The 24,712-nt window shown below is 71.0% G+C and carries 26 protein-coding genes and 1 tRNA gene; 13 read left to right on the top strand and 14 right to left on the bottom strand.

The features are described 5' to 3' along the window. Positions 1 to 28: 28 nt before the first annotated feature. Together C464_RS04165 and C464_RS04160 are read right to left on the bottom strand one after the other, a co-directional pair. On the bottom strand, positions 29 to 850 hold the full coding sequence (locus tag C464_RS04165; protein WP_006112297.1) for a basic amino acid ABC transporter substrate-binding protein: 822 nt from the start codon (positions 848 to 850) through the stop codon (positions 29 to 31). 139 nt (positions 851 to 989) lie between these two features. Continuing rightward, positions 990 to 1,886 carry a COX15/CtaA family protein gene (locus C464_RS04160; RefSeq protein WP_394296104.1) on the bottom strand — a complete coding sequence of 299 codons (897 nt, stop codon included), beginning with the start codon at positions 1,884 to 1,886 and terminating at the stop codon, positions 990 to 992. Positions 1,887 to 2,091: 205 nt separating this feature from the next. Here C464_RS04160 and C464_RS04155 point away from each other — a divergent pair, with 205 nt between their 5' ends. Beyond that, entirely contained in the window at positions 2,092 to 3,594 is a 1,503-nt protein-coding gene (locus tag C464_RS04155; RefSeq protein WP_006112295.1) for an MATE family efflux transporter, read from the top strand. Between the two features lie 99 nt (positions 3,595 to 3,693). Here the strand turns inward: C464_RS04155 and C464_RS04150 are convergent, their stop codons facing one another. Next, positions 3,694 to 4,149, bottom strand: a complete 456-nt coding sequence (locus C464_RS04150; RefSeq protein WP_006112294.1) for a DUF5814 domain-containing protein — start codon at positions 4,147 to 4,149, stop codon at positions 3,694 to 3,696. Positions 4,150 to 4,312: 163 nt separating this feature from the next. On the opposite strand from C464_RS04150, the gene C464_RS04145 reads away from it, so the two are divergent. Continuing rightward, positions 4,313 to 4,385 (top strand) — tRNA-His (locus tag C464_RS04145). Between the two features lie 192 nt (positions 4,386 to 4,577). Here C464_RS04145 and C464_RS04140 read toward each other — a convergent pair. Together C464_RS04140 and C464_RS04135 are read right to left on the bottom strand one after the other, a co-directional pair. Then, entirely contained in the window at positions 4,578 to 5,288 is a 711-nt protein-coding gene (locus C464_RS04140; protein ID WP_049910829.1) for a hypothetical protein, read from the bottom strand. A gap of 60 nt (positions 5,289 to 5,348) precedes the next feature. Next, a complete protein-coding gene (locus C464_RS04135) occupies positions 5,349 to 6,083 on the bottom strand; it encodes an MBL fold metallo-hydrolase (protein WP_006112292.1) in 735 nt (244 codons plus the stop codon). 148 nt (positions 6,084 to 6,231) lie between these two features. Here C464_RS04135 and C464_RS19835 point away from each other — a divergent pair, with 148 nt between their 5' ends. The 3 genes from C464_RS19835 (at position 6,232) to asd (ending at position 8,845) form a co-directional block, all read left to right on the top strand. Continuing rightward, entirely contained in the window at positions 6,232 to 6,363 is a 132-nt protein-coding gene (locus C464_RS19835; RefSeq protein WP_275039716.1) for a hypothetical protein, read from the top strand. Continuing rightward, positions 6,360 to 7,430: a hypothetical protein gene (locus C464_RS04130; RefSeq protein ID WP_006112291.1), complete on the top strand. Its 1,071-nt coding sequence runs from the start codon at positions 6,360 to 6,362 to the stop codon at positions 7,428 to 7,430. The genes C464_RS19835 and C464_RS04130 overlap by 4 nt, the downstream gene beginning before the upstream one ends. Positions 7,431 to 7,798: 368 nt before the next feature. Continuing rightward, entirely contained in the window at positions 7,799 to 8,845 is a 1,047-nt protein-coding gene (asd, locus tag C464_RS04125) for an aspartate-semialdehyde dehydrogenase (RefSeq protein WP_006112290.1), read from the top strand. Between the two features lie 287 nt (positions 8,846 to 9,132). Here the strand turns inward: asd and C464_RS04120 are convergent, their stop codons facing one another. Beyond that, positions 9,133 to 11,121: a 3-hydroxyacyl-CoA dehydrogenase/enoyl-CoA hydratase family protein gene (locus C464_RS04120; RefSeq protein ID WP_006112289.1), complete on the bottom strand. Its 1,989-nt coding sequence runs from the start codon at positions 11,119 to 11,121 to the stop codon at positions 9,133 to 9,135. A gap of 153 nt (positions 11,122 to 11,274) precedes the next feature. On the opposite strand from C464_RS04120, the gene C464_RS04115 reads away from it, so the two are divergent. Continuing rightward, positions 11,275 to 11,913, top strand: coding sequence for a DNA-3-methyladenine glycosylase family protein (locus tag C464_RS04115; protein ID WP_006112288.1), 639 nt, complete (start codon positions 11,275 to 11,277; stop codon positions 11,911 to 11,913). 39 nt (positions 11,914 to 11,952) lie between these two features. Here C464_RS04115 and C464_RS04110 read toward each other — a convergent pair whose 3' ends face one another. After that, positions 11,953 to 12,405: a ribbon-helix-helix domain-containing protein gene (locus C464_RS04110; protein WP_006112287.1), complete on the bottom strand. Its 453-nt coding sequence runs from the start codon at positions 12,403 to 12,405 to the stop codon at positions 11,953 to 11,955. Positions 12,406 to 12,483: 78 nt separating this feature from the next. Next, a complete protein-coding gene (locus C464_RS04105; RefSeq protein WP_006112286.1) occupies positions 12,484 to 13,839 on the bottom strand; it encodes a putative ATP-dependent zinc protease in 1,356 nt (451 codons plus the stop codon). Between the two features lie 110 nt (positions 13,840 to 13,949). Between C464_RS04105 and C464_RS04100 the strand changes: the two genes are divergently transcribed. Further along, the gene (locus C464_RS04100; protein WP_006112285.1) at positions 13,950 to 14,993 is read left to right on the top strand and encodes a succinylglutamate desuccinylase/aspartoacylase family protein; all 1,044 of its coding nucleotides are present in this window, start codon (positions 13,950 to 13,952) and stop codon (positions 14,991 to 14,993) included. Between the two features lie 48 nt (positions 14,994 to 15,041). On the opposite strand, the gene C464_RS04095 is transcribed toward C464_RS04100, so the two are convergent. Next, positions 15,042 to 15,563, bottom strand: a complete 522-nt coding sequence (locus C464_RS04095; protein WP_006112284.1) for a hypothetical protein — start codon at positions 15,561 to 15,563, stop codon at positions 15,042 to 15,044. 72 nt (positions 15,564 to 15,635) lie between these two features. Continuing rightward, positions 15,636 to 16,400 carry a pirin family protein gene (locus tag C464_RS04090; RefSeq protein WP_006112283.1) on the bottom strand — a complete coding sequence of 255 codons (765 nt, stop codon included), beginning with the start codon at positions 16,398 to 16,400 and terminating at the stop codon, positions 15,636 to 15,638. Positions 16,401 to 16,544: 144 nt separating this feature from the next. On the opposite strand from C464_RS04090, the gene C464_RS04085 reads away from it, so the two are divergent. Together C464_RS04085 and C464_RS04080 are read left to right on the top strand one after the other, a co-directional pair. Further along, complete coding sequence (locus C464_RS04085; RefSeq protein ID WP_006112282.1) at positions 16,545 to 17,153, top strand: class I SAM-dependent methyltransferase; 609 nt, start codon at positions 16,545 to 16,547, stop codon at positions 17,151 to 17,153. Next, entirely contained in the window at positions 17,150 to 17,563 is a 414-nt protein-coding gene (locus tag C464_RS04080) for a hypothetical protein (protein ID WP_006112281.1), read from the top strand. Before C464_RS04085 ends, C464_RS04080 begins: the two co-directional genes overlap by 4 nt. A gap of 33 nt (positions 17,564 to 17,596) precedes the next feature. On the opposite strand, the gene C464_RS04075 is transcribed toward C464_RS04080, so the two are convergent. Beyond that, a complete protein-coding gene (locus C464_RS04075; protein ID WP_006112280.1) occupies positions 17,597 to 18,925 on the bottom strand; it encodes an OFA family MFS transporter in 1,329 nt (442 codons plus the stop codon). Positions 18,926 to 19,198: 273 nt separating this feature from the next. Between C464_RS04075 and C464_RS04070 the strand changes: the two genes are divergently transcribed. Continuing rightward, entirely contained in the window at positions 19,199 to 20,251 is a 1,053-nt protein-coding gene (locus C464_RS04070; protein WP_006112279.1) for an NAD(P)/FAD-dependent oxidoreductase, read from the top strand. Between the two features lie 102 nt (positions 20,252 to 20,353). On the opposite strand, the gene C464_RS04065 is transcribed toward C464_RS04070, so the two are convergent. Further along, the gene (locus tag C464_RS04065; RefSeq protein ID WP_006112278.1) at positions 20,354 to 20,641 is read right to left on the bottom strand and encodes a hypothetical protein; all 288 of its coding nucleotides are present in this window, start codon (positions 20,639 to 20,641) and stop codon (positions 20,354 to 20,356) included. 368 nt (positions 20,642 to 21,009) lie between these two features. On the opposite strand from C464_RS04065, the gene C464_RS04060 reads away from it, so the two are divergent. Together C464_RS04060 and C464_RS04055 are read left to right on the top strand one after the other, a co-directional pair. Further along, entirely contained in the window at positions 21,010 to 21,309 is a 300-nt protein-coding gene (locus C464_RS04060) for a DUF7344 domain-containing protein (protein WP_049910828.1), read from the top strand. 98 nt (positions 21,310 to 21,407) lie between these two features. Beyond that, entirely contained in the window at positions 21,408 to 22,328 is a 921-nt protein-coding gene (locus tag C464_RS04055; protein ID WP_049910827.1) for a DNA adenine methylase, read from the top strand. Positions 22,329 to 22,358: 30 nt separating this feature from the next. Here C464_RS04055 and C464_RS04050 read toward each other — a convergent pair whose 3' ends face one another. Both C464_RS04050 and C464_RS04045 read right to left on the bottom strand, forming a co-directional pair. Continuing rightward, a complete protein-coding gene (locus tag C464_RS04050) occupies positions 22,359 to 23,273 on the bottom strand; it encodes a prenyltransferase (RefSeq protein ID WP_006112275.1) in 915 nt (304 codons plus the stop codon). 3 nt (positions 23,274 to 23,276) lie between these two features. Further along, positions 23,277 to 23,795: a peroxiredoxin family protein gene (locus tag C464_RS04045; protein WP_006112274.1), complete on the bottom strand. Its 519-nt coding sequence runs from the start codon at positions 23,793 to 23,795 to the stop codon at positions 23,277 to 23,279. A gap of 101 nt (positions 23,796 to 23,896) precedes the next feature. Here C464_RS04045 and C464_RS04040 point away from each other — a divergent pair, with 101 nt between their 5' ends. Then, on the top strand, positions 23,897 to 24,646 hold the full coding sequence (locus C464_RS04040; protein ID WP_006112273.1) for a DUF547 domain-containing protein: 750 nt from the start codon (positions 23,897 to 23,899) through the stop codon (positions 24,644 to 24,646). Positions 24,647 to 24,712 lie beyond the last annotated feature (66 nt).

Genomic DNA, 24,712 nt, shown 5'->3' with positions numbered 1-24,712 from the left:
GTCAGGTAGGGACAGCGAAGTCAGAGACTCAGCCGTCGAAGTACTCGTTGTAGATCTCCTCGTAGGTCCCGTCGTCGCGGATCGCCTGGAGGGCCCCGTTGACCTCCTCGCGGAACTCGTCGTCGTCCTGCCGGAAGGCGATCCCGTACTCCTCGATCGTCAGCGTGAGGTACGGCGGCGCGTCGTCGCGGTCGGCCGCGACGCCGTCTCCCTCGAGGAAGACGACGTCGTCGTTCTCCGCGGCGAACGAGGCGCTCACGGTGTTGTCGTTGATGACGGCCGACACCTGGTTGTTGAGCAGCGCGTCGAACGCGCCGTTGATCTGGTCGTAGCTCTCGATCTGGAGGTCGCCGTCGAACTCCTCTTGGAGGTCCTCGGCGGCGGCCTCCCCCGTCGTCCCGCGCTGGACGCCGACCGACGCGCCGCGCAGGTCCTCGCGGGAGCCGATGTCGCCGCCCTCCAGGATGAGGACGGTCTGGTACGCGGTGAAGTACGGATCCGAGAAGTCGACCCGCTCGGCGCGCGACTCGTTGATCGTCATCGCGCTCATGATGACGCGGAAGTTCGCGTTGTTCAGCGACGCGATGATCCCGTCGAAGGAGGTCTCTTGGAACTCGTAGTTCATGTCGAGCTGCTCTTCGAACACGGCCTGAGCGATCTCGACGTCGAACCCGATGAGGTCGCCCGCCTCGTTGCGGTACTCGAATGGCGCGTACGGGATGTCGGAGCCGATGGTGATCGTCTCGCCGTCGTCGCCGCCCCCGCCGATACAGCCGGCGGTGGCCGCCAGTCCGCTCGCACCGACCGCGGTCAGATACTGTCGCCGGTTCACAGCACGGTGTTCGTCCATACACCGTTGCTCGGTTGATCACGGTTTCAACGTTTCGGCCGCGGGATAGCAATACTTGCCGAACTGGGGGGTTCTAACAGGGTCGTTCAGGAGAGACGCCGCTTCGGTCGGGGCCGCTACCCGACCGCGATCGGGCAGATCAGTCGCCGCCGATCGGCACGGAGCCGTCGCGAACCTCGTCGGCCCCCCGAAGCGTCCACGCCGCGCCCGCCGCGAGCGCGACCGCGACGCCCAGCGCGACGAGGTTGATCTGCTGCCACGTCGCGGTGTACAACACGAGGTCGCGACCGAGCAGCAGCGTGCCGACGAGCGCGCCCATCGACCCGACCGCGAGCGCGCGGACGGTGTTCGCGGTGCCCGCGCCGAGCCCGTCGTAGCCCGCCCGAACCGCCTCCGTCGCGTAGGCGATCGCCGCGACGAGCCCGAGGTGTCCGGCGAGGCCGGTGACGTAGAAGGCGGCCTGCGCCGGCGGCGCGTAGGTGAGGAACGGGACCGCCCGCGAGAAGAGCGCGCTGGCGACGATCCCCGCGACGGCGATGCCGACGGCCGCGCGGAGCAGCCGCGCGTTCCCGCGCCCGCCGCCCCAGATGGTCGCGAGCGCCAGCAGCGTGAAGATCGTCAGCGCCACGGACAGGTGCGCGGCGTGGGTCGATACCGTGTACCCGCCGGGCACGAGTCCGCCGAGGGTGACGGTGATCGCCCCGACCGTAATCTGAACCGGGAGGATCGCGACCGCCAGCGTCGCCGCCAGCCGGGTCCGGCGCTCGAATCCGGAGCCGAGCCACGTCCACCCGGCGACCCCGATGATGAGGAAGCCGGTCACCATCGCCCACGCGCGGTGGAACCACTCGATGAAGTCGGGATTGATCGTGAGCGCCGGGATCAGCTGGTCGGAACACAGCGGCCACTGGGCCTGACACGCCAGTCCCGAGCCGGTCGCCGCGGTGTAGACGCCGAGCGAGAAGAGGACGAGCGTCATCCCCGTCGTCGCCGCCGCGTATCGCCTGAACGTTAGCCACGCGGGCCGAAGACTCATTGGCGGAATTCGGGCGTGCGCGCACTTAGACCGTTCGGCCGCTCCCTCCGCTCGGGAAGCGCGCCGGGTTCCGAACGTTTTTGACTGACTAGTCAGTCAGTACGGGTAGGTACCGAATGCCCGACACGGCACGACCGATCCCCGACCCCGCGCACAGTCCCTCCCGAGAGCCCGACGACCCGACCCCCGCGGAGGCGGTCGGCCGATGAGCCTGCGCGACGCCGTCGGCTCGCTGTTCAAGGGGGCCGACGAGCTGGACCTCACCTCGGGCGACATCGGGTGGCCGCTGTTCTTCCTCTCCCTCCCGATCGTCGTCCAGAACCTCTTTCAGGTGTTGTACAACCTCGCCGACACCTTCTGGCTGGGCCGCTACAGCACCGAGGCGCTGTCGGCGATCACGTTCGCGTTCCCCATCGTCTTCCTGATGATCTCGCTGGCGCTCGGGGTCTCCGTCGCGGGGAGCGTCCTCGTCGCGCAACACACCGGCGCGGGCGACGAGGACCGCGCCGCCTACGCCGCCTCGCAGACGGTGGCCTACGCGGCCGTCATTTCCGTCGTGTTGGGCGTGTTGGGGTACGTCTTCGTCGACGACATCACCGCGCTCCTCGGCGTGAACGAGACGGTCGCGCCGCTCGTCGTCGAGTACATGCGGGTGTACGCGGTCGGCCTCTTCGCCGTCTTCGGCTTCGCGGTGTTCATGTCGCTGATGCGCGGCTACGGCGACACGGTGACGCCGATGTACGTCATGGCGGGCTCGGTGGTGCTCAACATCCTCCTCGACCCGATATTCATCTTCGGCTTCGACGCGAACCCGCTGTTCGGCTTCCTCGGACTCGGCGGACTGGAGGCCGCGGCGCTCGACGCGACCGGGTTCACCGGCTGGGGGATCGCCGGTGCCGCGATCGCGACCGTCGGGTCGCGGGCGCTCGCGCTCCTCGTCGGGCTCCGGATCATGTTCCGCGGCGAGCGCGGCGTCCGGATCCGGCTCTCGGAGATGGTCCCGGACCTCGAGTTCGGCCGGACGATCCTCGGCATCGGCCTCCCCGCCTCCGCCGAGGGCGCGGCCCGGTCGGTGTCGATCACCGCGCTCCTCGTCGTGGTCGCGACCTTCCCGAACGCCGTCAGCGGGGCGTACGGGATCGGGACGCGCATCTTCTCGGTGATATTCCTCCCGGCGCTCGCCGTCTCGCAGGGGATCGAGACGATGACGGGACAGAACATCGGCGCCGAGGAGTTGGACCGCGCCGCGGAGACCAACCACTTCGGCGCGCGCGCCATGCTCGCGCTGCTCACGGTCGGCGGCGGGATCATCGTCCTCGGCGCGCGGCCGATCGCCGGCGTGTTCTCCCCTGACCCGGCGGTGGTCGACCACGCGACGACCTTCCTCCGCGTCAGCGGCCTCTCGTTCGGGTTCATCGGCGCGATGCGGGCGTACACCGGCGGCTTCCGCGGTGCCGGCCACACCATGATCGCGGCCGTCATCTCCCTGCTCACGCTCGGCTTCGTCCGCTTGCCGGTCGCGTGGGTCGCCGCCGGCTCCCTCGGGGTGATGGGGCTGTGGATCGCGTTCCCGATCTCGAACGTCGTCGGCGGTGTCGTCGCGTACCTCTGGTTCAGACGCGACACCTGGCGCGACGGGAACCTGACCGAGGGCGACCCCCCGACCGAGGAGGTCGGGTCGGGCGTCGCCTCCACCGACGACGACTGACGGCGCGCGGGCCGACCCGCCCGAACCCCCTCGCTCGCGGGTCGCTTATCGGCGAGACGCGAAGAAGACGCTCGGCGAGCCGCGGAACCGCCGCGGCGCTCAGCCCGACAGTTCCCGCTTCGCCCGCCGCGCCCGCTCGGACATCTCCTCGTTGCCGTCGACGTCGGCGAGCGTCTCGACGGCCTCCAGCTTTCGCACGGAGTCGTCGAGGAAGGAGAGCACGTCGCCGGTGTACGCGTACACCATGTAGTCGTCGGTCATCACGTCGACAATGGCCTGCGGGCCGAGCCCCTCGGCGCGCAGTTCGAGGACGTAGCGCATGAACTTCTCCTCGGGACAGCCGCAGTAGGGGTTCGCGTCGCAGCTACAGTCGAGGAAGTCCTCGGCGAAGTCGAGGACGCGGTCGCGAGTCGTCTCGTCCAGCTTCGAGAGGCCGTCGCCGGTGAACAGCAGGTCGAGGGTCGCGCCGGCGAACGCCCCCTTCGGGATGTTCGCCTCCAGCTGGGAGGCGAGCTGCCGGTGGTTCTTCACGTATATCTTGTCGGTAAAGGCCACAGTTGGCAGTTCGTACGCCCGCAGCCCTCAAAAGCGACGTGGTGACCGACTCCTCGGAGCGACCCGTGCGGGCGGCGCGATCCGCCCCGGACGCCACTCGATGCCACGGCCGTCCGGGAGTCGTAACCGTTATTTATCGAAGCGGGGTAGTTGACGACGCGTGTCCGGGTTAGGGTAGTGGACTATCCTTCAGCCTTGTGGAGGCTGAGACGCGGGTTCGATTCTCGCACCCGGACCTTTTCACGACATCGTCGCGAGCGAAGAGAGCGACGGCTCGGAGCGGCCTTGCCGCTCCGGCGACCGCAGGGAAGAGTGACAAGGCCGGACGGCGAGATCGAATCACGCGAGACGAGCAGCGCGAGTCTCGCTCGGGTTCGATTCTCGCACCCGGACCTTCTCGATTTCCGGCGTTCCTACCGGTCAGTAGGTCAGAGACTGGTAGTCTCGTCGACAGCGCCAGCGAGCCGGTCGAGAAACGCCGTTTCGTATCGCTCTCCGACGTGATCGACGTTCCAAAGCCCCGAACCGGCTACTTTGCCCCGCGGACTCTCCCGCCCTAGCCACTCGTCGCTCCGAGCGTCGATGACGGCCTTCTCGTAATTGCTGACGAGCGCGATCGCGTTTCGCTCGACGTACGCGCGGTCGCTTTCGGGCCCCGGCTCGTCGTCGATGTCGACCCAGAGGAACGGGAGGTCACGGACGTACTCGCTCACGCGACGCTCGTGGGCTAACTCCGCTAAGCGCCGCTCGCGGTCGGCGGTGGACCCCTCGCCCCAGTGGGGGTACTCGTCCCCGAGGTCGGCCCGTTCTATCATTGCCCGACCGACGTGCTTGCGGAACACCGAACCGCGGTGATTCCCCCCGCCCTCGTAGCTCCCGCGGTTCGCTCCGCGGTGCGTCCGCAGTCGGCTCCACAGCGACGTTCCCGACCCCGTCGAGACGGCGTGCGTACCGACGCGCGTGAGTCGAAGTCGGTCGCTCCCGTCTCGCGTCTCGTCGTTCGCGAAAACGAAGTAGACCCCTCGCTCGGGCCAATCCATATGCCCGTTACAATTTTTGAGACGTCGCTTTCCACCGACGTTCGCTTCGAGACGGTCGAAGAGATCGTAGAGCCGATCGAGGTCCGAAGCGCGCGACATACGACCTTGTTCTAAGGTGACACCTAAATCGCCGGGGTTTCTCGAAAAACAGCGTCGCGACTAGCACTCGACGTGCTCGCCGTCTTCCGGCACGAGCACGTCCTCGGTCTCCGCCCGCAGTTCCTCGCGCGAGAGCAGGCAGTGGTTGATCGCCTCCATGTGGACCGCGGCGACGGCGGCGTCGGTGGCCCCGCGCACGGCCGCGACGTCCTCTATCCCCATCGTGATCGGCTCGCCCTCGTTGAACCGCGCCGCACCGCCGTTGAGGACGACCGCGTCGGGGTCGAACTCCTCCAGCGTCTCCGCGACCGGCTCGTACCAGACCGTGTCGCCGGCGAGGTACAGCGTCTCGTCGCCCTCGAAGACGAACCCGGAGACCGGCCCCATCCGCTCGGCCAGTTCCCCGTGCCCGTGGCGGCCGGGCGTCCGGTGGAGCGCGACGCCCTCGAACGACGCCTCGTCCTCGACGGGTCGCACGTCGGTGAACCCGTCCTCGACGAACGCGTCGGCCTCGGCGGGCTGGCAGAACAGCGGCACGTCGGCGTCGAGTCGCTCTCTCGCCGCGTCGTCGAAGTGGTCCGGGTGACGGTGGGTGACGACCACCGCGTCGTGCGACAGGTCGACGTCGGGCATAGGGACGAGCGGATTCCGGCGGTCGTTCGGCGTGTCATCGATCGGCGGGAGCGCCCCCTCGGCCGCGAACAGCGGGTCGACGAGGAACGTCGTCTCGTCGACGGTCGCGAGGACCGTGGCGTTGCGGACCAGCGTGACGTCGAGACCGGCGTCTGTCGACATACCCCTCCTTCGGCGAGCGGCGGGTTGTGGGTTGCGCCGCGGTCCCGGAGCCGGCCCGGCCGTCAACCGTCCGAGGACCTCGGCGGACGCCCGACTCGTCGACCCGCCGCATACATTTATTCCACCGCGCCCTGTCGTGTCCGGCAACATGTACCCGGAACCCGTGGCGGAGCGCCTCGGTCCGCGTCGAGCGAGCGCAGGAGTCGGTGCGGCCGCGATCCGAGGTCTCGGGACGCCCCGCCTCGGCGACGACCCCGCGCCGACCGCCGGACCGCGATGAGCGGAGCCGCGGGGCCGGCGGCGAGTCCGGACGGACGCGACGACCTCGGCGGCGAGGGCACCGCGGATACGATGCGCGAGCGCGCCGGCGAGAACCGAGCGAAGCTCTGGCTGCTGTTACGCGCGAACCGCCTCGTCGTCGCGGGCGTCCTGACGCTCGCCGTCTTCGTCGGGTTCGTCGCCGCGGCGGCCGCCTTCTCCCCCGCGCTCGCCGAGAAGGTCGGCGCGAGCGACCCGATCGAGACGCTGTTTGCCTCGATGATCACGGCGATCGTCACCGGTGCGACGCTCGTCGTCACGATCGGGCAGCTCGTACTCACGCAGGAGAACGGCCCGCTCGGGGACCAGCAGGAGCGGATGGACGACACGCTCGCGGTCCGGAGTTCGGTCGCGGCGCTCACCGGCGAGCCCGCTCCGACCGACCCCGCCGCCTTCCTCGACGCGCTCCTCGCGGCCGCGACGGGGCGCGCACACGCCCTCCGGGAGTCGGTCCGCGGGCGCACCGACGGGAGCGACGGCGACGAGACGGCCGTCGGAGCGGACGTCGACGCGCTCGCCGCGGGGGTCGTCGGCAACGCGGACGCCGTGCGCGACCGGCTCGACGGAGCGGCGTTCGGCTCCTTCGACGTGGTGTTCGCCGCCCTCGATTTCAATTACGGCCGGAAGCTCGGCCGGATCGAGCGCATCGCCGACGAGCACGGCGAGGCCCTCACCGACGCGGAGCGCGACCGGCTCGACGAGCTCCGGGAGGCGCTGTCGCTGTTCGGTCCCGCCCGCGAGCACGTGAAGACGCTGTACTTCCAGTGGGCGCTGATCGACCTCTCGCGGCTCATCCTCTACGCCGCGGTCCCGGCGCTGGTCGTCGCGGGAGCGATGGTCACGGTCGTCGACGCCGGCACGTTCTCCGGGAGCACGCTCGGGGTCGCCCACGTGACGCTCGTCGTCGGGGGCGCGTTCGCGGTCACCCTGCTCCCGTTCTCGCTGTTCGTCGCGTACGTGCTCCGGGTCCTCACCCTCGCGAAGCGCACGCTCGCCATCGGACCGTTAGTGCTGCGAGACTCGGAGTAGCGGAGCGCCGTCGCTGTTCAAGACGGAATGTCGCCCGCAACACTAACGACCGGTCTCATCTCCGGCGGCGTGCCGCGTCGACCGGGAAACCCTCGTGGCGGGCGGTCGCCTGCGCGGCGACGGGCGGGTCGCGTCAGCGACCGATGTGACGCGCCTGGGTTCTCCGCGCTGTCATCGCTCCCATCGGGGAGTACTCGGGCGGGGACTGATGGCGCGCGGCGGTACGTATCGCCCCGAGGGGCTTAACGCTCCTGCTCCGCGGCAGGGCCGCGCGGTCCTCGCGTCCGGCTCGATTCCGCCGGCGACGCGACCGGCGGTATCGACGCCTATCCGAACGCACTTACGTCCCTGCCACGGACCCACGCGCAATGTCAGTACGAGTCGGTATCCTCGGCGCGACCGGCGCGGTCGGCCAGCGGTTCATCCAGTTGCTCGACGACCACCCGACCTTCGAGCTCGCCGCGGTCACCGCGAGCGGGGAGAGCGCGGGAAAGACCTACCGCGAGGCGGCCAAGTGGCGCGTCGACACGCCCATCCCCGACGACGTCGCCGAGATGGCGGTCGCCGAGACGAGCCCCGCCGGCATCGCCGACGATGACGTCGACCTCCTCTTCTCGTCGCTCCCCTCGGGCGTCGCGGCCGAGGTCGAGCCCGCCTTCCTCGAAGAGGGGTACGTCGTCTCCTCGAACTCCTCGAACGACCGCATGGCCGCCGACGTGCCGCTCACGATCCCCGAGATCAACCCGGACCACCTCGGTCTCATCGAGGTCCAGCGCGACGAGCGGGGCTGGGACGGTGCCCTCGTGAAGAACCCCAACTGCTCGACGATCACGATGGTCCCCACTCTGGCCGCGGTCGACGAGTTCGGCCTCGAGAGCGTCCGCGTCTCGACGCTTCAGGCGGTCTCGGGGGCCGGCTACTCCGGCGTCACCTCGATGGAGATCATCGACAACGCCATCCCGCACATCGGCGGCGAGGAGGACAAGATGGAGACGGAGTCGCGCAAGCTGCTCGGCGACTTCGACGGCGCGGAGGTCGCCCTCCACGGCGCGGACGTGGCCGCCTCCTGTAACCGGATCCCCACGCTCGACGGGCACTTGGAGAACGTCTTCGCGGAGTTCGCCGAGGACCCCTCGCCGGCGGACCTCCGCGAGGCGATGCGCTCGTTCGAGGGCGTCGGCGACCTCCCCAGCTCGCCCGAGCAGCTCATCAAGGTGTTCGGCGACGACGAGCCCGAGCGCCCGCAGCCCCGCCTCGACCGCACCTACGCGGACGGGATGGGGATCGTCGCCGGCGGCGTCCAGACGACCGACGCCGGCGCGAAGTACAACTGCCTCGCGCACAACACGATCCGCGGCGCGGCCGGGGCGTCGCTGCTCAACGGCGAACTGCTCGTCGAGGAAGGCTACGTCTGAAACGCGGACCGAACGGCGGCCGTCGTCCTCGGAAGCCACGACCGGTTTTAATCGATCCGCCGCGACCGGACCGCGGATCGAACTGTCGATTCCCCTAGTGGCACGCAGCGCCTCGTGGCTGGGGCTTCGGCGGCGTTCGTGTCGGTCTACTATTTATAAAACGCACCCTCGTCCGGCCGAGGGGCCGAGGTCTTGACGACATCCACCGCCGTTCCGGCGTCTCCCAGTTATAGACAACTGGTCGTCAGGGTGACCGGACCCACCGCCGCGGCGGATCCGCTCGCGTCCTACTTCCCCTCGAACTCGGGCTCGCCGTCGCCCATGAACGCCGTGACGCCCTCGATGAGGTCGTCGGTGTTCATCACGTGGCCGAAGCCCATCGCCTCGACTTCGAGGCCGGCCTCGTCGTCGGTGCGGCCGGCGTGGATCGCGCGCTTCGTGTACTTCTGGGCGATCGGCGGGCCGCCGGCGAGCTGCTCGGCGAGCTCCCGCGCCCGGTCGTCGAGCTCGTCGCCCGGCACGACCTCGTTGACGAAGCCGTAGTCGGCCATCGTCTCGGCGTCGTAGCGGTCGGCGGTGAGGATGATCTCCTTCGCGCGCCCCTCGCCGACGACCCGCGCGAGCCGCTGCGTGCCGCCCCACCCCGGGAGCAGCCCGAGGTCGAGCTCCGGCTGGCCGAGCTCGGAGCGCTCGGAGGCGATCCGCATGTCCGCCGCCGTCGCGAGCTCCATCCCGCCGCCGAGGCAGTAGCCGTCGATGGCGGCGATCACGGGCTTGTCCGACTCCTCGAACTTGCCGAACGTCTGCTGGCCCTGTCGGGAGAGCTCGACGGCGTGGATCGGGTCCGCGCCGCCCGCGGCCATGCTCTGGACGTCCGCGCCGGCGGAGAAGGCGCGGTCGCCCGCCCCGGAGAGCAGGATCGCCCGCACCTCGTCGTCGCCGTCGAGCAGGTCGATCGCGTCGGCGAGCTCGTCGAGCACGTCGCCGCTGATCGTGTTCATCCGGTGCGGACGGTCGATCTCGACGTGCCCGACTCGCGCGTCGGCGTCGACGTCGACGTTCAGCACGTCGAAGGCGGGGCCGCCCTCCGCGTCGCCGGCGTCTCCGGCGTCACCGCGGAACCCGCCGGACTCGGCGGCCTCGCGGAGGTAGTCGGTCGCCTCGTAGCGCGCCTCGCCGGTCTCCTCGGCGAGCGCGTCGAGCGTCTCGACCAGGGCGTCGAGCCCCTCCTCGTCCGCGAGCTTCGCCGGCCCGTCGGGGAAGCCGGCCCCGAGCTTGACCGCCTCGTCGACGTCGTCGGCGTCGGCCACGTCGTTGCCGATCAGGCCGGCCGTCTCGTTGGCCATCACCGCGAGCAGGCGGCGGCGCACGTCGTAGTCGAGCGCGTCGCTCGGGATCTGCGCGCCGTCGCCGTCCTCGTAGTCGTAGAAGCCCTTGCCGGTCTTCTTGCCGAGGTCCTCCGCCTCGACCTTCTCGCCGAGCAGCGGGCAGGGACGATAGGCGTCGCCGAGGACCTCGTGCATGTACTCCAACACGTGATAGCCCACGTCGATGCCGACCTGATCGGCGAGCTCGAACGAGCCCATCGGCAGGCCCATGTCGAACTTCGTCGTGGAGTCGACCGCCTCCATCGTCGCGTCGCCGGACTCGACGATCCACGCCGCCTCGTTCATCAGCGGGACGAGGATGCGGTTGACGATGAACCCGGGGCTGTCCTTCCGGACCCGGACGGGGGTCTTCCCCATCGACGCCGCGAGCCCCTCGATCAGTTCGAGCGTCTCCTCGCTCGTGTGCTCCCCGGAGATGACCTCGACGAGGTCCATCCGCACCGGCGGGTTGAAGAAGTGCATCCCGCAGAAGCGCTCGGGGCGGTCGGTGACCTCCGACAGTTCGGTGATGGAGAGGCTGGAGGTGTTGGTGACGAAGACGGCCTCCTCGGGCGCGTACTCGACCACGTCGTCGTACACGTCCTTCTTGATGGCCATCTTCTCGGGGACGACCTCGACGACGACGTCGGCGCCGTCGAGCGCGTCCTCGAGCTCGACGAACGCGTCGACGCGGTCGAGCGCGGCGTCCGCCTCGTCGTCGCCGATCCGGTCCTTCTCGGCGAGCTTGCCGAGCGACCACTCGATCTGGTCGTACCCCTTCTCGACGAGCTCCTCGTTGATGTCGCGGAGGGACACGTCGTACCCGGCGAGCGCGGCCACTTCCGCGATGCCGTGGCCCATGTTTCCGGCTCCGAGCACCGTCACGCGCTGGACGTCTTCGAGCTGCATACCGGAGAGTCGGAACCGTCATGATTGAACCTTTTCATCTTCCAAACGTAAAACGCACCGTAAGTTTATCGGCGCGGTCCGGCGCTCGTAGCGGCGGGCGTCGGCGGCGACGCGACCGGATCCTACTCGTGCCTGCGGTCCCCGGCTTCCGACATGGACGACGGAGTCGACGACGCGGCCGAGTCGCCGGCGGACGCGACCGACCCGATCGCGGCGACGCTGCGCGCGGACCCGACGATGGCGACGCTGATCGACCGGCACGGGCCCCTCGACGTCGCGCCCGCGGACGACGAGTTCGCGCGGCTCTGTACCTCGATCGTGAACCAGCAGCTCTCGACCGCCTCCGCGGCGGCCATTCGCGAGCGGTTCGTGGGCGTGCTCGGCGGCGACCCGACCCCGGACCGCGTCCTCGCGGCCGACCGGGCCGCCCTGCGCGAGGCCGGACTCAGCGGCACGAAAGTCGAGTACCTGCGTAACGTCGCCGCCGCGTTCCGCGACGACGAGCGCGACTTCACGCGCGAGGGGCTGGCCGAGGCGAGCGACGAGGCGGTCGTCGACCGGCTCACCGAGATCACGGGCGTCGGCCCGTGGACCGCCCGGATGTACCTCATCTTCGCGCTCGGGCGCGAGGACGTGCTCCCGCTCGGCGACCTCGCGGTCCGGAGGGGATTCGAGCAAATCTACAACGGCGGCGAGTCGCTGTCGCGCGCGGAGATGCGGGAGATCGGCGAGGCGTGGCGACCGTACCGGAGCTACGGGACGCGGTACGTCTGGGCGGAGTACGAGTCCTGACCGCGCTCGATCCGGGCGGAGGCGGTCCGGGGGTCCGGGCTATCGGTTGCGGGTCGGCGGCTCGGGTTCCGAGTCGGGCTCGGCGGTCGACGGTCGGTCGTCGCTCGTCGCGTCCTCGCGATACAGCCGGAGGAGTTCCTCTAAGAGGACGGCGTGGCGGTCGCCCGGCACGTACTGGTGGTCGATGAAGTCCTCGGCGTCGCTGAAGTTCCCCCGGAGCGCGAGCTTCCGCACGAACGCGACGGAGTCGAAGAACGGCGGGCCGTCCGCGTCGGCGTCGCCGCCGAGCTCCCGCTCCGCGTCGGGGATCACCTCCGCTTCGATCGCGTCGTAGTCGATCGTCTGCGGGTCGTACTCGTCGAGCGTCCGGGAGAGCACGTAGTCGGCGGAGAAGCGGTAGAACTCCGACTTGCTCTCGAACTGCCCCTCCTCGACGAGCGATTCGATCTCCTCGACCACCGGCTCGGGAAACCGAACCGTACTCTTCACCATATGTCGTGTCCTCGACAGCCTCGCTCTTATACTTTTGTCAGACGGCCGCGAGACTCGGCTCGGCGGCCTCGGACCGGTTTACTCCTCCTCTTCGAGGATCTCGCCCGCCTCGTCGCGCTCGGCCTCGTCGGTGTCGGCGCGCCGGCGCACGTCGACCCGGTAGTCCGTGAGGATGTCGCGGCCGAGCAGCAGCGGGTACTCCATGTGCCCGCGGTCCTCGACGCTCGCGGTGACGGTGTGCTGGTTGCCGCCGATGCCGATGACGAGGTCGACGACCGGCCGGGCCTTCCCGCCCTTCACGCTGCCCGACTTGACCCGGGTCATGCTCTTGATCGGGCCGGCACCGATCTCGGCGGCCAGCTGGGTGTCGATGCTCGTCCGGGTCGCGCCCGTGTCCGACTTCGCGAGCGCCTGCGTCGAGCCGGAGGTGCCGGTGACGACGACCTCCTCGATGTAGCCGATGTCGGGCTGCTCGGAGGGGGTCGGCTTCGGGGCCGGTGCGCAGGACGGCCGCGAGTCGTCGAGCGTCGCGGCGACGCGCTCGACCGCGTCGTCGTCGACCTCGCCGCCGACCGTCTCGATCGCCAGCTTCGCGATGTGCGGGGCCGGGCTGGTGCCGGTCGCCTCGAACAGGCCCTTGAACCCGGCCGTCGGGTTCACCTCGAGGACGTACCAGCCGTCGTACCCCTCGACGAGGTCGACGCCGGCGTAGTCGAGGTCCATCACCTCGGCCGCGTAGAGGGCCGTGTCGGCGGCCTCTTTGGGCATGTCGTCGGTGGCGTCCTCCACCGCGCCGCCGAGCGCGACGTTGGTCCGCCAGTCGCCCTCGGGCGCGTAGCGGTACATCGACCCGACGATCTCGTCGCCGACGATGTACACCCGCAGGTCGCGGTGCTTCTCGTCGTCGCGGTCGATGAGCTGCTGGAGGAACGCCTGCCGGTTGCCGACCTTCGGGTTCACGCGCTCGGTGAGGTCGACCTTCCACGTGCCGCCGCCGTGGGTCCCGATCGCGGTCTTGTACACGCCCACGTCGCCGAACCGCTCGCGGCCCTCGTTGAGGCGGTCGTTCGACAGCGCGAGCAGCGCGTCGGGCACGCGGATGTTCCAGTCGGCGAGCGTCGCGGCCGTGGCGAACTTGTGGATCGACGCCAGCACCGCGTTCGGCTCGTTCAGCATCGGCCGGATGCGCTCGAACGTCGCCGCCAGCCCGAGCAGCTCCGCGGGTTGGTCGGTGTTCGACAGGAGCAGCCGGTTCGCGATCACGTCGACCGCGGGCTCGACGGCCACGTCGCCGTCCTCGACGCTGACCGCGGCGTTCTCCTCGCGGAGCCACACGGGCTCGTGGCCGAGGTCCTCGACCGCGTTACAGATCGCCTTCGTCTCCTTGCTGTTGTGTAGCGACAACACGCCCACCCGAACCGAGTCCGAACTCATACGTGTCCCTGCGCGGGCCGACGTAAAAGACGCCCCGATCGGTCCGGCGGGTCCGGACCCCGAGCCCGCGGGTCGTCATATATATACCCGCCGCCGTGCTCCGGTCCGCCATGAGCGACGACCGGGCGTTCACGTACAACGGCGGGGCGGTGCCGCCCGGCGAAACGCAGAACATCCGCTACGGGATCAGCGAGACGTACCTCGGCGATCCCGTCCGGATCCCGGTCACCATCGTCAACGGCGAGCGCGACGGGCCGACCGCCTTCCTCACCGCCGCGGCCCACGGCGACGAGCTCAACGGGATCGAGGTCGTCCGCGAGGTCGCCCACGAGTGGGACCTCTCTGCGCTCGCGGGCACGCTGGTCTGTCTCCCCGTCCTCAACGTCCCCGGCTTCATCGCCCAGCAGCGGTACCTCCCCGTCTACGACCGCGACCTGAACCGGTCGTTCCCGGGTAAGCCCGGCTCCACGAGCTCGAAGCGGATGGCCCACCAGATCTACGAGAACTTCATCGCGCCGTGCGACTTCGGGCTCGACTTCCACACCTCCACGCGCGGCCGGACGAACATGCTCCACGTCCGCGCCGACATGACCGACGAGCGCGTCCACCGGCTCGCGCTGGCGTTCGGCTCCAAGGTCGTCATCGACAGCGACGGCCCGAGCGGCACGCTCCGCGGCGAGGCGACCGACGCCGGCATCCCCACGATCACCATCGAGATGGGCGAGGCCCACCGGTTCCAGCGCCCGCTGATCGACGACGCGCTCGCCGGCGTCCGCTCCGTCTTCGCGGAGTACGGCCTCTTGGAGACCGACACGGTGCGCTGGCCGGGCTGGCGCACCATCGTCGCCGGCGCGGGCGAGAAGACGTGGCTGCGCGCCGACTCCGGCGGCATCGTCGACACCCACTTCGAGAGCGGCTCGCTCGTCCGCGAGGGCGACCGCATCGCCACGATCACCAACCCGTTCAAGGAGGACGCGGTCGCGGTGGAGGCCCCCTTCACCGGACTCCTGATCGGGCTCTTGGAGAACCCGGTGGTCTACCCCGGCAACCCCCTGTGTCACCTCGTCGAGATCGGCGAGCCGACCCGGCGGGCGATCGAGGCCGGCGACGCCCCGAGGCCCGTCGGGCAGCCGACGCCGACGGCCGAGGAGTGAGGTCGCGCCGGACGCGAGACCGTCGCTCGCCGCCGTGAACCCGACTCGTCACTCGCCGCCGAGCCGCCCCCGCAGCGCGACCGCGGCCCCGGCGACGACCGCGAGGAACCCGGCGAGGAACGCGATCGGCTGGACGAGGACGTGCTGGACGACGACGGCGTCCGGTTCGCGCTCGACCGTCCGGGTCCAGAGCTCGTACCGCTCGCCGTCGCGCTCGACGATCAGCAGCCCGTCCCCGAGCGTCGGCTCCGCCGGGTACGAGAGCGAGTCGACCCGCTCGTCGGGGTCCTCGACGCCGAATCCGCCCTCCGGCGCGTCGCGGGCGCGGTCGAACGCCGCGCGGGCGGCCGGGTCGAGGTCGGCGTAGGCGACGACGGCGTCGCCGCCGGAACCGTTCGCCGCCCCGGCCGCCGGCGAGCCGATCCCGGCGACCGCGCCCTCGCCGACAGGCCGGACGGTGTGCGTGTAGGCGGGGTCGGGCTCGCCGATCGACACCGGAAGGAACAGCGGGTTCGCCATCAGGCAGACGCCGAGCGCGACGAGCCCGGCGACCGCGAGCGGGGTGCGCATACGCCGCGTTCGGCGGGCCGGGGGTTGAGCCTTTCCGACCCGGGCGTCACCGCTCGATCGTCTCTCGTCGCGTCACCGCCCGATCGTCCCCTGTCGCGTCACCGGCGCGTCGGGGTCGACGAGGAAGGCCACGACCGTCGCGCCCTCGTCGCCCGCGGTCACGGTCGGCGACGCGCCGTCGCCGGTCCACAGGACGCTCTCCGTCTCCGACAACGTCGCCCCGCCGACCTCGGCAGACCCCTCGAAGACGTACGCGTAAGCGTCGCGTCCCTCGATCTCGGGAAGCGTCGCGCTCGCGTCCGCGTCGAGGCGGACGTCGTAGCAGTCGACCGCGTTGCGCACGGTGAACGGGTGGTCCGCGCCCGCCGGCGCGAACACGCGACGCCACTCGTTCGGCTCGGGCGTCGGGAGCGGACCGTGCTGGATCCCGGGCTCCAGGCCGAGCTCCCGCGGGCGGACGAATATCTGGAGCATCCGCAGCGGCGGGTCGTCGGCGAGCGTCTCCTCGGCGTGCCAGAACCCCTCGCCCGCGTTCATCACGAGGAGGTGTTCGGGGTCCGTGACGAGTTCGTTCCCCTCGCGGTCGTCGTGGCGCATCACGCCCGCCGGCACCCACGAGACGATCTCCTCGTCGCGGTGCTGGTGCATTCCGATCAGCGTCCCGGGGTCCATGAACGACTCGACGACCGTCGAGAGAGGGCCGTACCCGTGGTCGTCGTGGTCCGGGAGGTTCCGTCCGGGGAAATTGAATCGGGTGCGGAACTTCCCCTGATTCCGGAAGACCTCGGAGCGGGGCGCGGGGAAGAGGTCGCGGTCGGCCGCGGCGGTGGTGTCCATTACCAGCTGGTAAAACACTCGCCGAAAAAAGCCGTCCGGTGGGGGCAGGCGCGCGGTCGCCGGCGGCTGGACCCGGGTGGGGCCTCCGGTGGTGGCAGCCGGCGGCGACGGCCTCTTACTCCCCGCGCCCCTCGTTCCGGTATCGTGACGACCGTCCTCTCGGACCGCGACCGGCGCAAGCGGGACGACCGCCCCGACGGGACGTTCTACGCCGACCCGCGGTTCGTCACCCACGCAGACGACGCGTTCCTCGACCGGCTGACCGCGCTGTACGCGTCGGTGACCGACCCCGGCGACCGGGTCCTCGACGCGATGAGCAGCTGGGTCTCGCACCTGCCGGACACCGAGTACGACCGGGTCGTCGGGCACGGGCTCAACGAGGCCGAACTGGCCGCCAACGACCGACTCGACGAGTACGTCGTCCGCGACCTCAACGACGCGCAGTCCCTCCCCTTCGCCGACGACGCGTTCGACGCGGTCTGCTGTGCGCTGTCGGTCCAGTACCTCCAGTACCCCGGCCCAGTCTTCGCGGAGTTCGCCCGGGTCCTCGCGCCCGGCGGGACGCTCGTCGTCAGCTTCTCGAACCGGATGTTCCCGACGAAGGCCGTCCGCGCGTGGCGGGCCGCCTCGATGGACGAGCGCGCCGACCTCGTCGAGCGCTACCTCGCGGCCGGCGGGTTCGCGGTCGCGGACCGGATCGCGGAGCGCCCGGGCGAGGACCCGTTCTTCGCGGTCGTCGGAACGCTCCCGTGACCCCTCGGCGCGTCGCGGCCGGCCTCTTCGACCTCTCGCTCGCCGTCGCCCTCGGCGCGGCCGCGCGGCTCGCGCACGTGCTGTGGTACCGCGCCTTCGAGACGAGCGTCGCCGTCGACCTCGCCGGGTCGGCGGCTCTCGGACTCGCCTTCGCCGCCGGCCACGTCCTCGTCGCTTCCGGCGACCGGGTCTTCGCCGCGGCGGCGCGGAGCCCCGACTCGCGGGTGTGGCGGCCGCGGTCGGTCGCCGCCGCCGGCGCGGCGGGCGTCGCGCTCCACGCCCTGATCGCGCCCGCGTTCACTCCGTTCTCGCTCGAACCGGCCGGCGTCAACGCGGTGCTCGCGGCCGGCGGCGTCGCGGTCGGGCTCTGGTCGCTCGCGGTCCGACGGACGACGCGAGCGAGGGCGTAGCCGGCCCGGAACGAGAGACGCCCGCGGCGTCGGTCAGTCCGCGGCCGCCGGGTCCGTCGAGCGCAGTCCGGAGCCGCTCGGCGGCCGGAGGACGAACACCGCCAGCCCCGCGGCGACCGCCAGCGCGCCGCCGAGGGCGAACGTCGGCGTCCACCCGAGGGTCGCGACGAGGTAGCCGGCGACGGTGCCGGAGAAGACGCCGCCGCCGACCTTCGCGGTGTACAGGACCGCGTAGTTGCCCGAGGAGTTGGCCGCGCCGTAGTAGTCGGCGAGGAGCGACGGGAAGAAGACGTACAGCGGCGAGGAGAAGAACATCGCGCCGAGAACGAACGCGACGAAGACGGCCCCGTTGCCCGCCTCGCCGGCGGCCACGAGGCCGAGCCGGAACAGCCCGGCGAGGAGGAACGAGCCGGCCATCACGCGCTTGCGGTCGAACCGGTCGGTCGCCTCGCCGAGGATCAGCCGCGAGACCCCCGCAGCGATCGGGAGGAGCGTCGCCGACAGCGTCGCGATCAGCGCCGCGAGGCCGAAGTTCTCCGCGAACCGGACCACGTTGGCGATGACGAGGAGGTCCGCGCTCGCCATCGCGATGAACATCGCGTACAGCAGCCAGAACTGCCACGTCGAGAGCATCTCGCGCGTCGAGTAGTTCCGCCCGCGGATCGAGGCGGCGAGCCCCCCGTCATCGTCGTCGCCGTCGCCCGCGCGGTCCAGCCAGTCCGTCGGCGGGTCCCGCAGGAGGAACGAGCCCACGAGGGTCACGACGAGGATACCGATCCCGATGTTCCGGAGCACGTCGCCGTAGGCGGCCACGGTCGCGTTCGCGCGCACGTACGGGACGACGAGGGCGCTCCCGGCCGCGAACGCCATCGTCCCGACGCCGGTCGTCAGCCCCGTGCGGTCCGGGAACCACTTGACCGCGGTGTTGACCGCGACGGTGTAGACGATACCGACGCCGACCGCCCCGAGCGAGTACAGCAGGTACAGCTGCCAGAGGCTCGTCGCGTACGCGAGCCCGATGTACCCGCCGCCCGCGAGGAGCGCGGCGAGGAAGGTGAGCGCGCCCGGCCCGCGGCTGTCGCGCCACTTGCCCGCGGGGAACTGCGAGAGCGACTGGAACACGACGTAAAAGGAGAACACCGCGCCCAGCGCCGGCAGCGCGATGTCGAGGCTCTGCGAGAGCGGCTGCTCGATCGACGACCAGACGTACTGGTACGGGCTCACCGCGGCCATCATCCCGGCCGCGGCGGCTATCTGCCACCAGCGCGAGAAGCCGAGGGTCTCGGCCGCGCGCGCGGCGTAGTCCATCTCTCCGGCCGACTCCCCGGCCGCGGCGTCGCCGTCCGCCCCGTCTTCAGCCATCGTTCCCGTCCGTCGATCGCGTGGTGGTGGTCGGTGTCATGTCGTGTCTCTCGGACCGTGACGCCGGGACCGCCCGCCGCGCCGGTCGCGTTCGTACCGGTACTCTCTGGACTGACCGATTAAAACGCGTCGTTGGAGGCGAGGGACCGACCGCGATCGTCGGGCCGGACGGCGACCGGTCGGCCCCCGCTCCCCGGGCCGCCGTCACTGGATAGCGTCACCTCCTTGCCGCCGCACGCGACCGGTTAAGTGGTCCCGGCCCCAACGATCGGTGTGACAGACGTAGGCATCGTCGGCGCGGGCGCGGGGGCGGCCGCGGCGGCGTTCGTCATCGACGGCACCGTGCCCGACGCGGACGTGACCGTGCTGGAGAAGTCGGGCGGGCTCTGCGGCCGCGCGGCGACCCGCCGCCACGACGACCTCACGTACGACTACGGGGCGAACTACCTGAAGAGCGACGACGACCGCGTCGTCGAGCTGATCACCGAGACGCTCGACGACGAGGGGCTCGTCGACGTGACGGAGCCGGTGTACACCTTCGACGCCGACGAGACGGTGTCCCCGGGCCGCGACGCCGACGAACACAAGTGGAGCTACCGGCGGGGGCTCACCCAAGTCGCGAAGCGCCTGTTCGGTCGCACCGACGCGACCGTCCACCGGCGGACTCGCGTCGAGACGGTCCGGCGCGTCGGCGACGCGAACGGCGGTGATCGCTGGGAACTCGACGACGCGGACGGCGAGACGCACGGGCCGTTCGACGTCCTCCTCCTGAATCCGCCGGCCCCGCAGACGACGGAACTGCTCCGGACGGCCGAGTGGGACGACCCGCTCCGCGAGACGCTCGTCGAGGCGGTCGGCGACGTCGCGTACGGCAGCGTCTGGACCGCGGTGTTGCGCTATCCGTTCGCGCTCGACGTGCCGTACTACGCGCTCGTCAACACCGACAAGGAGCACCCGGTCGGCTGGATCTCGCGCGAGGAGTGTAAGGCCGGACACGTCCCCGACGGCGAGACGCTGCTCGTCGTCCAAGCGAGCGGCGCGTGGTCGACCGAGCACTACGACGACGACCCCGCGGAGAACGTCGCCGCGCTCGCGGCGCACGCCGCCGACATCGTCGGCGACGAGCGGCTGGCCGATCCCGCGTGGACGGACCATCAGGGGTGGCGCTACGCGCTCCCCGACGAAGGCGTCGATCGCGGCCCGGTCGACTCGGCGCGCGACGCGGGACTGTTCCTGCTCGGCGACTGGGTCGCGGGCGAGGGACGGCTCCACGCCGCCATCGCGAACGGGCTCGATGTCGGCGAGCGCGTGGCCTACGGGCTGTAAGGGAACGAGAGACGGCGTCGCGTCCGATCGCGGCGTCGCCGCTGGGAGGACGAGTCTTTTCGAAAAGCGGTTCAGCGGGCCGCCGGCCCGCGGCCGGAGCGATCAGTTCGTCGTGATGCGGTACTCGACGGTCCCCAGCCCGGGGAGCGTGAGCGTCTGGACGCGACCGCTGCGCCGGCGCAGGGTCCGCAGGACGGACCGCGAGAGGACGGCGAGCGCGACGGTGCCGGTCAGCAGCGCGACGGTCGCGACGGGGTACGCGAACGCGACGAACGGGGCGATGACGAGCGCGAGGAACACGAGCGTCCCTAGGGGCGAGCGCCCGGCGGGCGGCGACTCGGAGCCGATCGGTCGGTGCGTCTCCGAGGCGGTGATGGAGCCTTGGTACATATCTCACGATACGCCCTCCGACGACTAAAACCTTTCACTTTCCAAATAGGTTTTGAGAAACGGTACCATGGTACATGCCCGTAAACCATCCGAAACGGTCGTTCATGCGGTGTAAGGTGTACCATGCTACTCGTTGGTATACTTCTCAACTATCTGTGAATTGCCGGCACAGTCTGCCGCAAAAACTGCGGTCACCGGAACGTGTCAGCCGCGTCCCGCGCTCGTGAGGCCGGTTGAGACCCCGCGCTCGGCCGGAGTGGTTGCCGCGCTCTGCCGCCGGCGAGGGGCGTGTTCGACCGCCGGCGAGAGCCGCGTTCGCCGGTGCTTTTATTCCGCTCCGACCGCTTCCGTACATACGGACAGACACGATGACACTCGACACCCCCACTACCGATTCAGCGACCGTCGTCGGATCGCCGGAACGCAGGCGCGTGCTCGCCGGCCTCGCCGACGGCACCGTGGAGACGGTCGCGGATCTGCGCGTCCGCGGACGGGCCGACGAGATCGCGGCCGAACTCCGCGAGACGCATCTCCCGGCGCTAGAGGAGGCGGGCTACATCGAGTGGGACCGCGAGGCCGGCACCATCGAGCCCGGTCCGAACTTCGAGGAGGCCGCGGGCCACGTCGCCGACCTGCCGATGCCGGAGTTGGAGCCCTCCGACGACTGACCGGCGTGGGCGGTCGGGCGCGCGATCGGGCCCGCGACCGACCGCCGCGGACGCGGCCCGAGACGTTTATGAACGGGCGCGGGCGACACCCGATAGCGATGGCCGAACCGATCCTGAAGTGGGCCGGCGGGAAGCGGCAGCTGCTCGACGAGCTGTACGCCCGCTTCCCGGCCGACTTCGGCCGGTACCACGAGCCGTTCGTCGGCGGCGGAGCCGTCTTCTTCGACCTGGAACCGCCCCGCGCCACGGTCAACGACGCGAACCCGCGGCTCGTGAACTTCTACGAGCAGGTCCGGGACCGCCCCGACGAGCTGATCGCCCGGCTCGCGTCGTTCGACGACCCCGAGGGCGACCCGGACCCGGACCTCCCGTATGCCGAGGAGACGGCGCGGGGGCGAGAGGTGGACGCCTACTACTACCAGCAGCGCGCGCGGTTCAACCGGCGGCCGTACGAGGGCGAGTTCGACCCGCTGGAGGAGGCGGCGCTGCTGTGCTACCTCAACCGGACGTGTTACAACGGGCTCTACCGCGAGAACGCGGACGGCGGGTTCAACGTCCCGATCGGTCGGTACGCCGACCCCGACTGGGTCCAGCGCGACCGGATCCGGCGCGCGAGCGACCTGCTCGACGACACCGAGGTCCGGCGGGGCGACTTCGCGTACGTCCTCGACGCCGCCGAGGCTGGCGACCTCGTCTACTTCGATCCCCCGTACGAGCCGATGAGCGCGACGGCGAACTTCAACGAGTACAGCGCGTCGGGGTTCGACCGCGAGGACCAGCGCCGCCTGCTCGACGTCGCCGGCGAGCTCGACGACGCGGGCGTGTGGGTCGTGCTCTCGAACAGCGGCGTGATGTACGACGCGTACGCCGACGCCGGCTTCCGCGTCGACCGCGAGGGCGCGACCCGCGCGATCAACAGCGACGCCGACGGCCGCGACGCGGTCGACGAGATCGTCGCGACGAACGTCCCGCCCGGCGAGCGCCGGGAGGCCGATCAACGGGAGCTCACCCGGTACTGATGCCGAGGCGAGCCGACGCTCCCGCGTCCGCTACGCGCCCGGAGCGATCCCGCCCGCGACGAGCGCCCACGCGACCGTCGTCGCGGCCGCCAGCGCGACCATCGTCGCCACCGCGGGCAGCGGCTCGTCCCGCCGCGTGAAGCGCCGGTAGCCGGGAACGAGCCCGATCAGCGGGAGCAGCGTCGCCCCGGTCACGACCGGCGGGAGTACCCGCCCGGCGAGCGCCACGGCCGCGACCGCGGCGACCGCGCCCCCGACCCCGTACGCGGCCCGGAGGTTCCGGGGCGACCACCGCGTCGCGAGCGTCCGTTTGCCGACCGCGGCGTCCGCCCGCCGGTCGGGCCACGTCGTCTCCAAGAGGTTCACGAACACCACGACGCCGAACGGGAGCGTCGCGAGCGCGGCGGGGAACGTGACCGCGCCGGCGACGACCGCGAACCCGTACAGCGGGAGCGCGACGCCGCCGAGGAGCGCGTTCGTCGGCGCTCCCAGCCCGTTCCACGCGAGCCGCAGCGGCCCGACCGAGTACTGCCAACCGAGGACGAGGATCCCCGCGAGGAGCGCCGCGGCCGTCGGAGACAGGACGGGGTCGCCCGCGACGCCGAACGCGACGAGTGCGAGCCCGAGTCCGCCGGCGACGACTCCGGCGCGCAGCGCGAGCCCCCGCGGGAGCCCCGTGTCGACCAGCGCGCCGCTCCCGCCGGAGAACGGCGTGCGGTCCGTCAGCGCGTCGGTCTCGACGTCGGCGTACTCGTTCGCGTAGTGGACGCTCGCCGCGACCGGCAGCAGCGCCGCAAGCCCGAACCCGACCCGCAGCGCGCCCGTGGCCCCGCCGTGGCCGCGGCCGTACGCCATCGCGACGCCGAACGCGTACACGAGGGCTATCAGCGCGAGCTGTGACGGCCGCGAGAGCCGCCAGAGGGCGACGAGCACGCGCCGGTCCATCGGTCAGTCGCCGCTCAGCGCCCGGACCTCGGCCAGCAGGTCGTCGACCTCGGGCCGGTCGGCGGGCATCCGGCCCTCGTACGTGTACGCGACGACCGGCTCGCCGGAACGGACGTCTAGGACCAAAGCCACCGGCATCCGCCCCACGAGGTCGTGGAGCGACCCGAGGATCCCGAACCGCACGGGCTGGTCGTACGCGTCGCTCACGTCCGCTCCGGGATCGGCGAGCAGCGCGAACGGCAGGTCGTACGACTCCTGCCACGACCGCGCTCGGTCCGGCGGTTCGGGGAGCACGGAGACGACCGTCGCGTTCAGGGCCGCGAACTCGTCGTACCGGTCGGCGATCGCCCGGACCTGCTCGCGGCAGTTCCCGCAGTGGTAGTCGCGCTGGAACAGGAGGACGACCGCGTCGGTGTCCGGGTCCGCGGCCGCGGCCGACAGGGAGAACGGGTCGGGACCGGCCGCGACGTTGGGTAACTCGAAGTCGGGGACCGCCTCGGCGGACGTCAGGGTGTCGCTCATACCCTCCGCTACGCGCTCACGTCGGATAAACTGGGAGTCGGTGTGGCGCGCCGCGCGCGGAACAGGGCCACATATAGGTCTGTGGGCCTCGTTCGCACGCCATGGCCGAACGCGGCGCGACCGACGAGCGGGCGACCGTCGGAGACCGGAGCGACGCGGCCGCAGAGCCCGCTCCGGTCGACGCCGCGCGGGGGTTCCTCCGCGCCGTTCGGACCGATGGAGACGCCGACGCCGCTCGGCGACGGCTCGACGCGCTGCCGCCGGCCGCGCTGGACGCCCTTGACGCCCCGGAGCGGCTGTCGTTCTGGATCAACGTCTACAACGCCGCCACCGGCGACGCCCTCCTCGACGATCCGACGCGGCTGTCGGACCGACGCCGCTTCTTCGGCGCGCCGGTCGTCTCGGTCGCCGGCACCGACCTGAGCCTCGACGAGATCGAACACGGAATCCTCCGCTCGAAGTGGAAGTACGGTCTAGGCTACCTGCCGGACCCGTTCCCGTCCGCGTTCGTCCGCCGCCACCGCGTCGCCGAGCCGGACCCGCGGATCCACTTCGCGGTCAACTGCGGGGCCGCCGCCTGCCCGGCCGTCTTCGCCTACGACCCCGCGACGGTCGACGAGCGACTCGACCACGCCGCCGAGACGCACCTGCAGAGCGAGACGGTCGTCGCGGACGGGACCGCGCGGGTCCCGCGGGTCATGCTGTGGTACCGCGGCGACTTCGGCGGGACGAGGGGGATCAGGGAGTGGCTCCGGCGGTACGGCGTGATCGACGCGCAGGCGGCTCCGCGGGTCCGGTACCGCGAGTACGACTGGACGCCGTCGCTCGATCCGTTCCGCGGCCGGGACTGACGCCCGCGGCTCGGTCGGGACCGTCCGCGGCGTTGGGGCGGGCTTTTTGACCTCCCCCGCCGACGA

It is taken from the genome of Halorubrum coriense DSM 10284 (assembly GCF_000337035.1).
In the GTDB taxonomy this organism is placed as follows: Archaea; Halobacteriota; Halobacteria; order Halobacteriales; family Haloferacaceae; genus Halorubrum; species Halorubrum coriense.
This window is presented reverse-complemented; position numbering and strand designations above follow the sequence as displayed.

Coding starts and splice junctions, on each gene's coding strand:
- C464_RS04165 (WP_006112297.1), bottom strand. CDS start 850: ATGGACGAACACCGTGCTGTGAACCGGCGACAGTATCTGACCGCGGTC.
- C464_RS04160 (WP_394296104.1), bottom strand. CDS start 1,886: ATGAGTCTTCGGCCCGCGTGGCTAACGTTCAGGCGATACGCGGCGGCG.
- C464_RS04155 (WP_006112295.1), top strand. CDS start 2,092: ATGAGCCTGCGCGACGCCGTCGGCTCGCTGTTCAAGGGGGCCGACGAG.
- C464_RS04140 (WP_049910829.1), bottom strand. CDS start 5,288: ATGTCGCGCGCTTCGGACCTCGATCGGCTCTACGATCTCTTCGACCGT.
- C464_RS04135 (WP_006112292.1), bottom strand. CDS start 6,083: ATGTCGACAGACGCCGGTCTCGACGTCACGCTGGTCCGCAACGCCACG.
- C464_RS19835 (WP_275039716.1), top strand. CDS start 6,232: ATGTACCCGGAACCCGTGGCGGAGCGCCTCGGTCCGCGTCGAGCGAGC.
- C464_RS04130 (WP_006112291.1), top strand. CDS start 6,360: ATGAGCGGAGCCGCGGGGCCGGCGGCGAGTCCGGACGGACGCGACGAC.
- asd (WP_006112290.1), top strand. CDS start 7,799: ATGTCAGTACGAGTCGGTATCCTCGGCGCGACCGGCGCGGTCGGCCAG.
- C464_RS04120 (WP_006112289.1), bottom strand. CDS start 11,121: ATGCAGCTCGAAGACGTCCAGCGCGTGACGGTGCTCGGAGCCGGAAAC.
- C464_RS04115 (WP_006112288.1), top strand. CDS start 11,275: ATGGACGACGGAGTCGACGACGCGGCCGAGTCGCCGGCGGACGCGACC.
- C464_RS04110 (WP_006112287.1), bottom strand. CDS start 12,405: ATGGTGAAGAGTACGGTTCGGTTTCCCGAGCCGGTGGTCGAGGAGATC.
- C464_RS04105 (WP_006112286.1), bottom strand. CDS start 13,839: ATGAGTTCGGACTCGGTTCGGGTGGGCGTGTTGTCGCTACACAACAGC.
- C464_RS04100 (WP_006112285.1), top strand. CDS start 13,950: ATGAGCGACGACCGGGCGTTCACGTACAACGGCGGGGCGGTGCCGCCC.
- C464_RS04095 (WP_006112284.1), bottom strand. CDS start 15,563: ATGCGCACCCCGCTCGCGGTCGCCGGGCTCGTCGCGCTCGGCGTCTGC.
- C464_RS04090 (WP_006112283.1), bottom strand. CDS start 16,400: ATGGACACCACCGCCGCGGCCGACCGCGACCTCTTCCCCGCGCCCCGC.
- C464_RS04075 (WP_006112280.1), bottom strand. CDS start 18,925: ATGGCTGAAGACGGGGCGGACGGCGACGCCGCGGCCGGGGAGTCGGCC.
- C464_RS04065 (WP_006112278.1), bottom strand. CDS start 20,641: ATGTACCAAGGCTCCATCACCGCCTCGGAGACGCACCGACCGATCGGC.
- C464_RS04060 (WP_049910828.1), top strand. CDS start 21,010: ATGACACTCGACACCCCCACTACCGATTCAGCGACCGTCGTCGGATCG.
- C464_RS04055 (WP_049910827.1), top strand. CDS start 21,408: ATGGCCGAACCGATCCTGAAGTGGGCCGGCGGGAAGCGGCAGCTGCTC.
- C464_RS04050 (WP_006112275.1), bottom strand. CDS start 23,273: ATGGACCGGCGCGTGCTCGTCGCCCTCTGGCGGCTCTCGCGGCCGTCA.
- C464_RS04045 (WP_006112274.1), bottom strand. CDS start 23,795: ATGAGCGACACCCTGACGTCCGCCGAGGCGGTCCCCGACTTCGAGTTA.
- C464_RS04040 (WP_006112273.1), top strand. CDS start 23,897: ATGGCCGAACGCGGCGCGACCGACGAGCGGGCGACCGTCGGAGACCGG.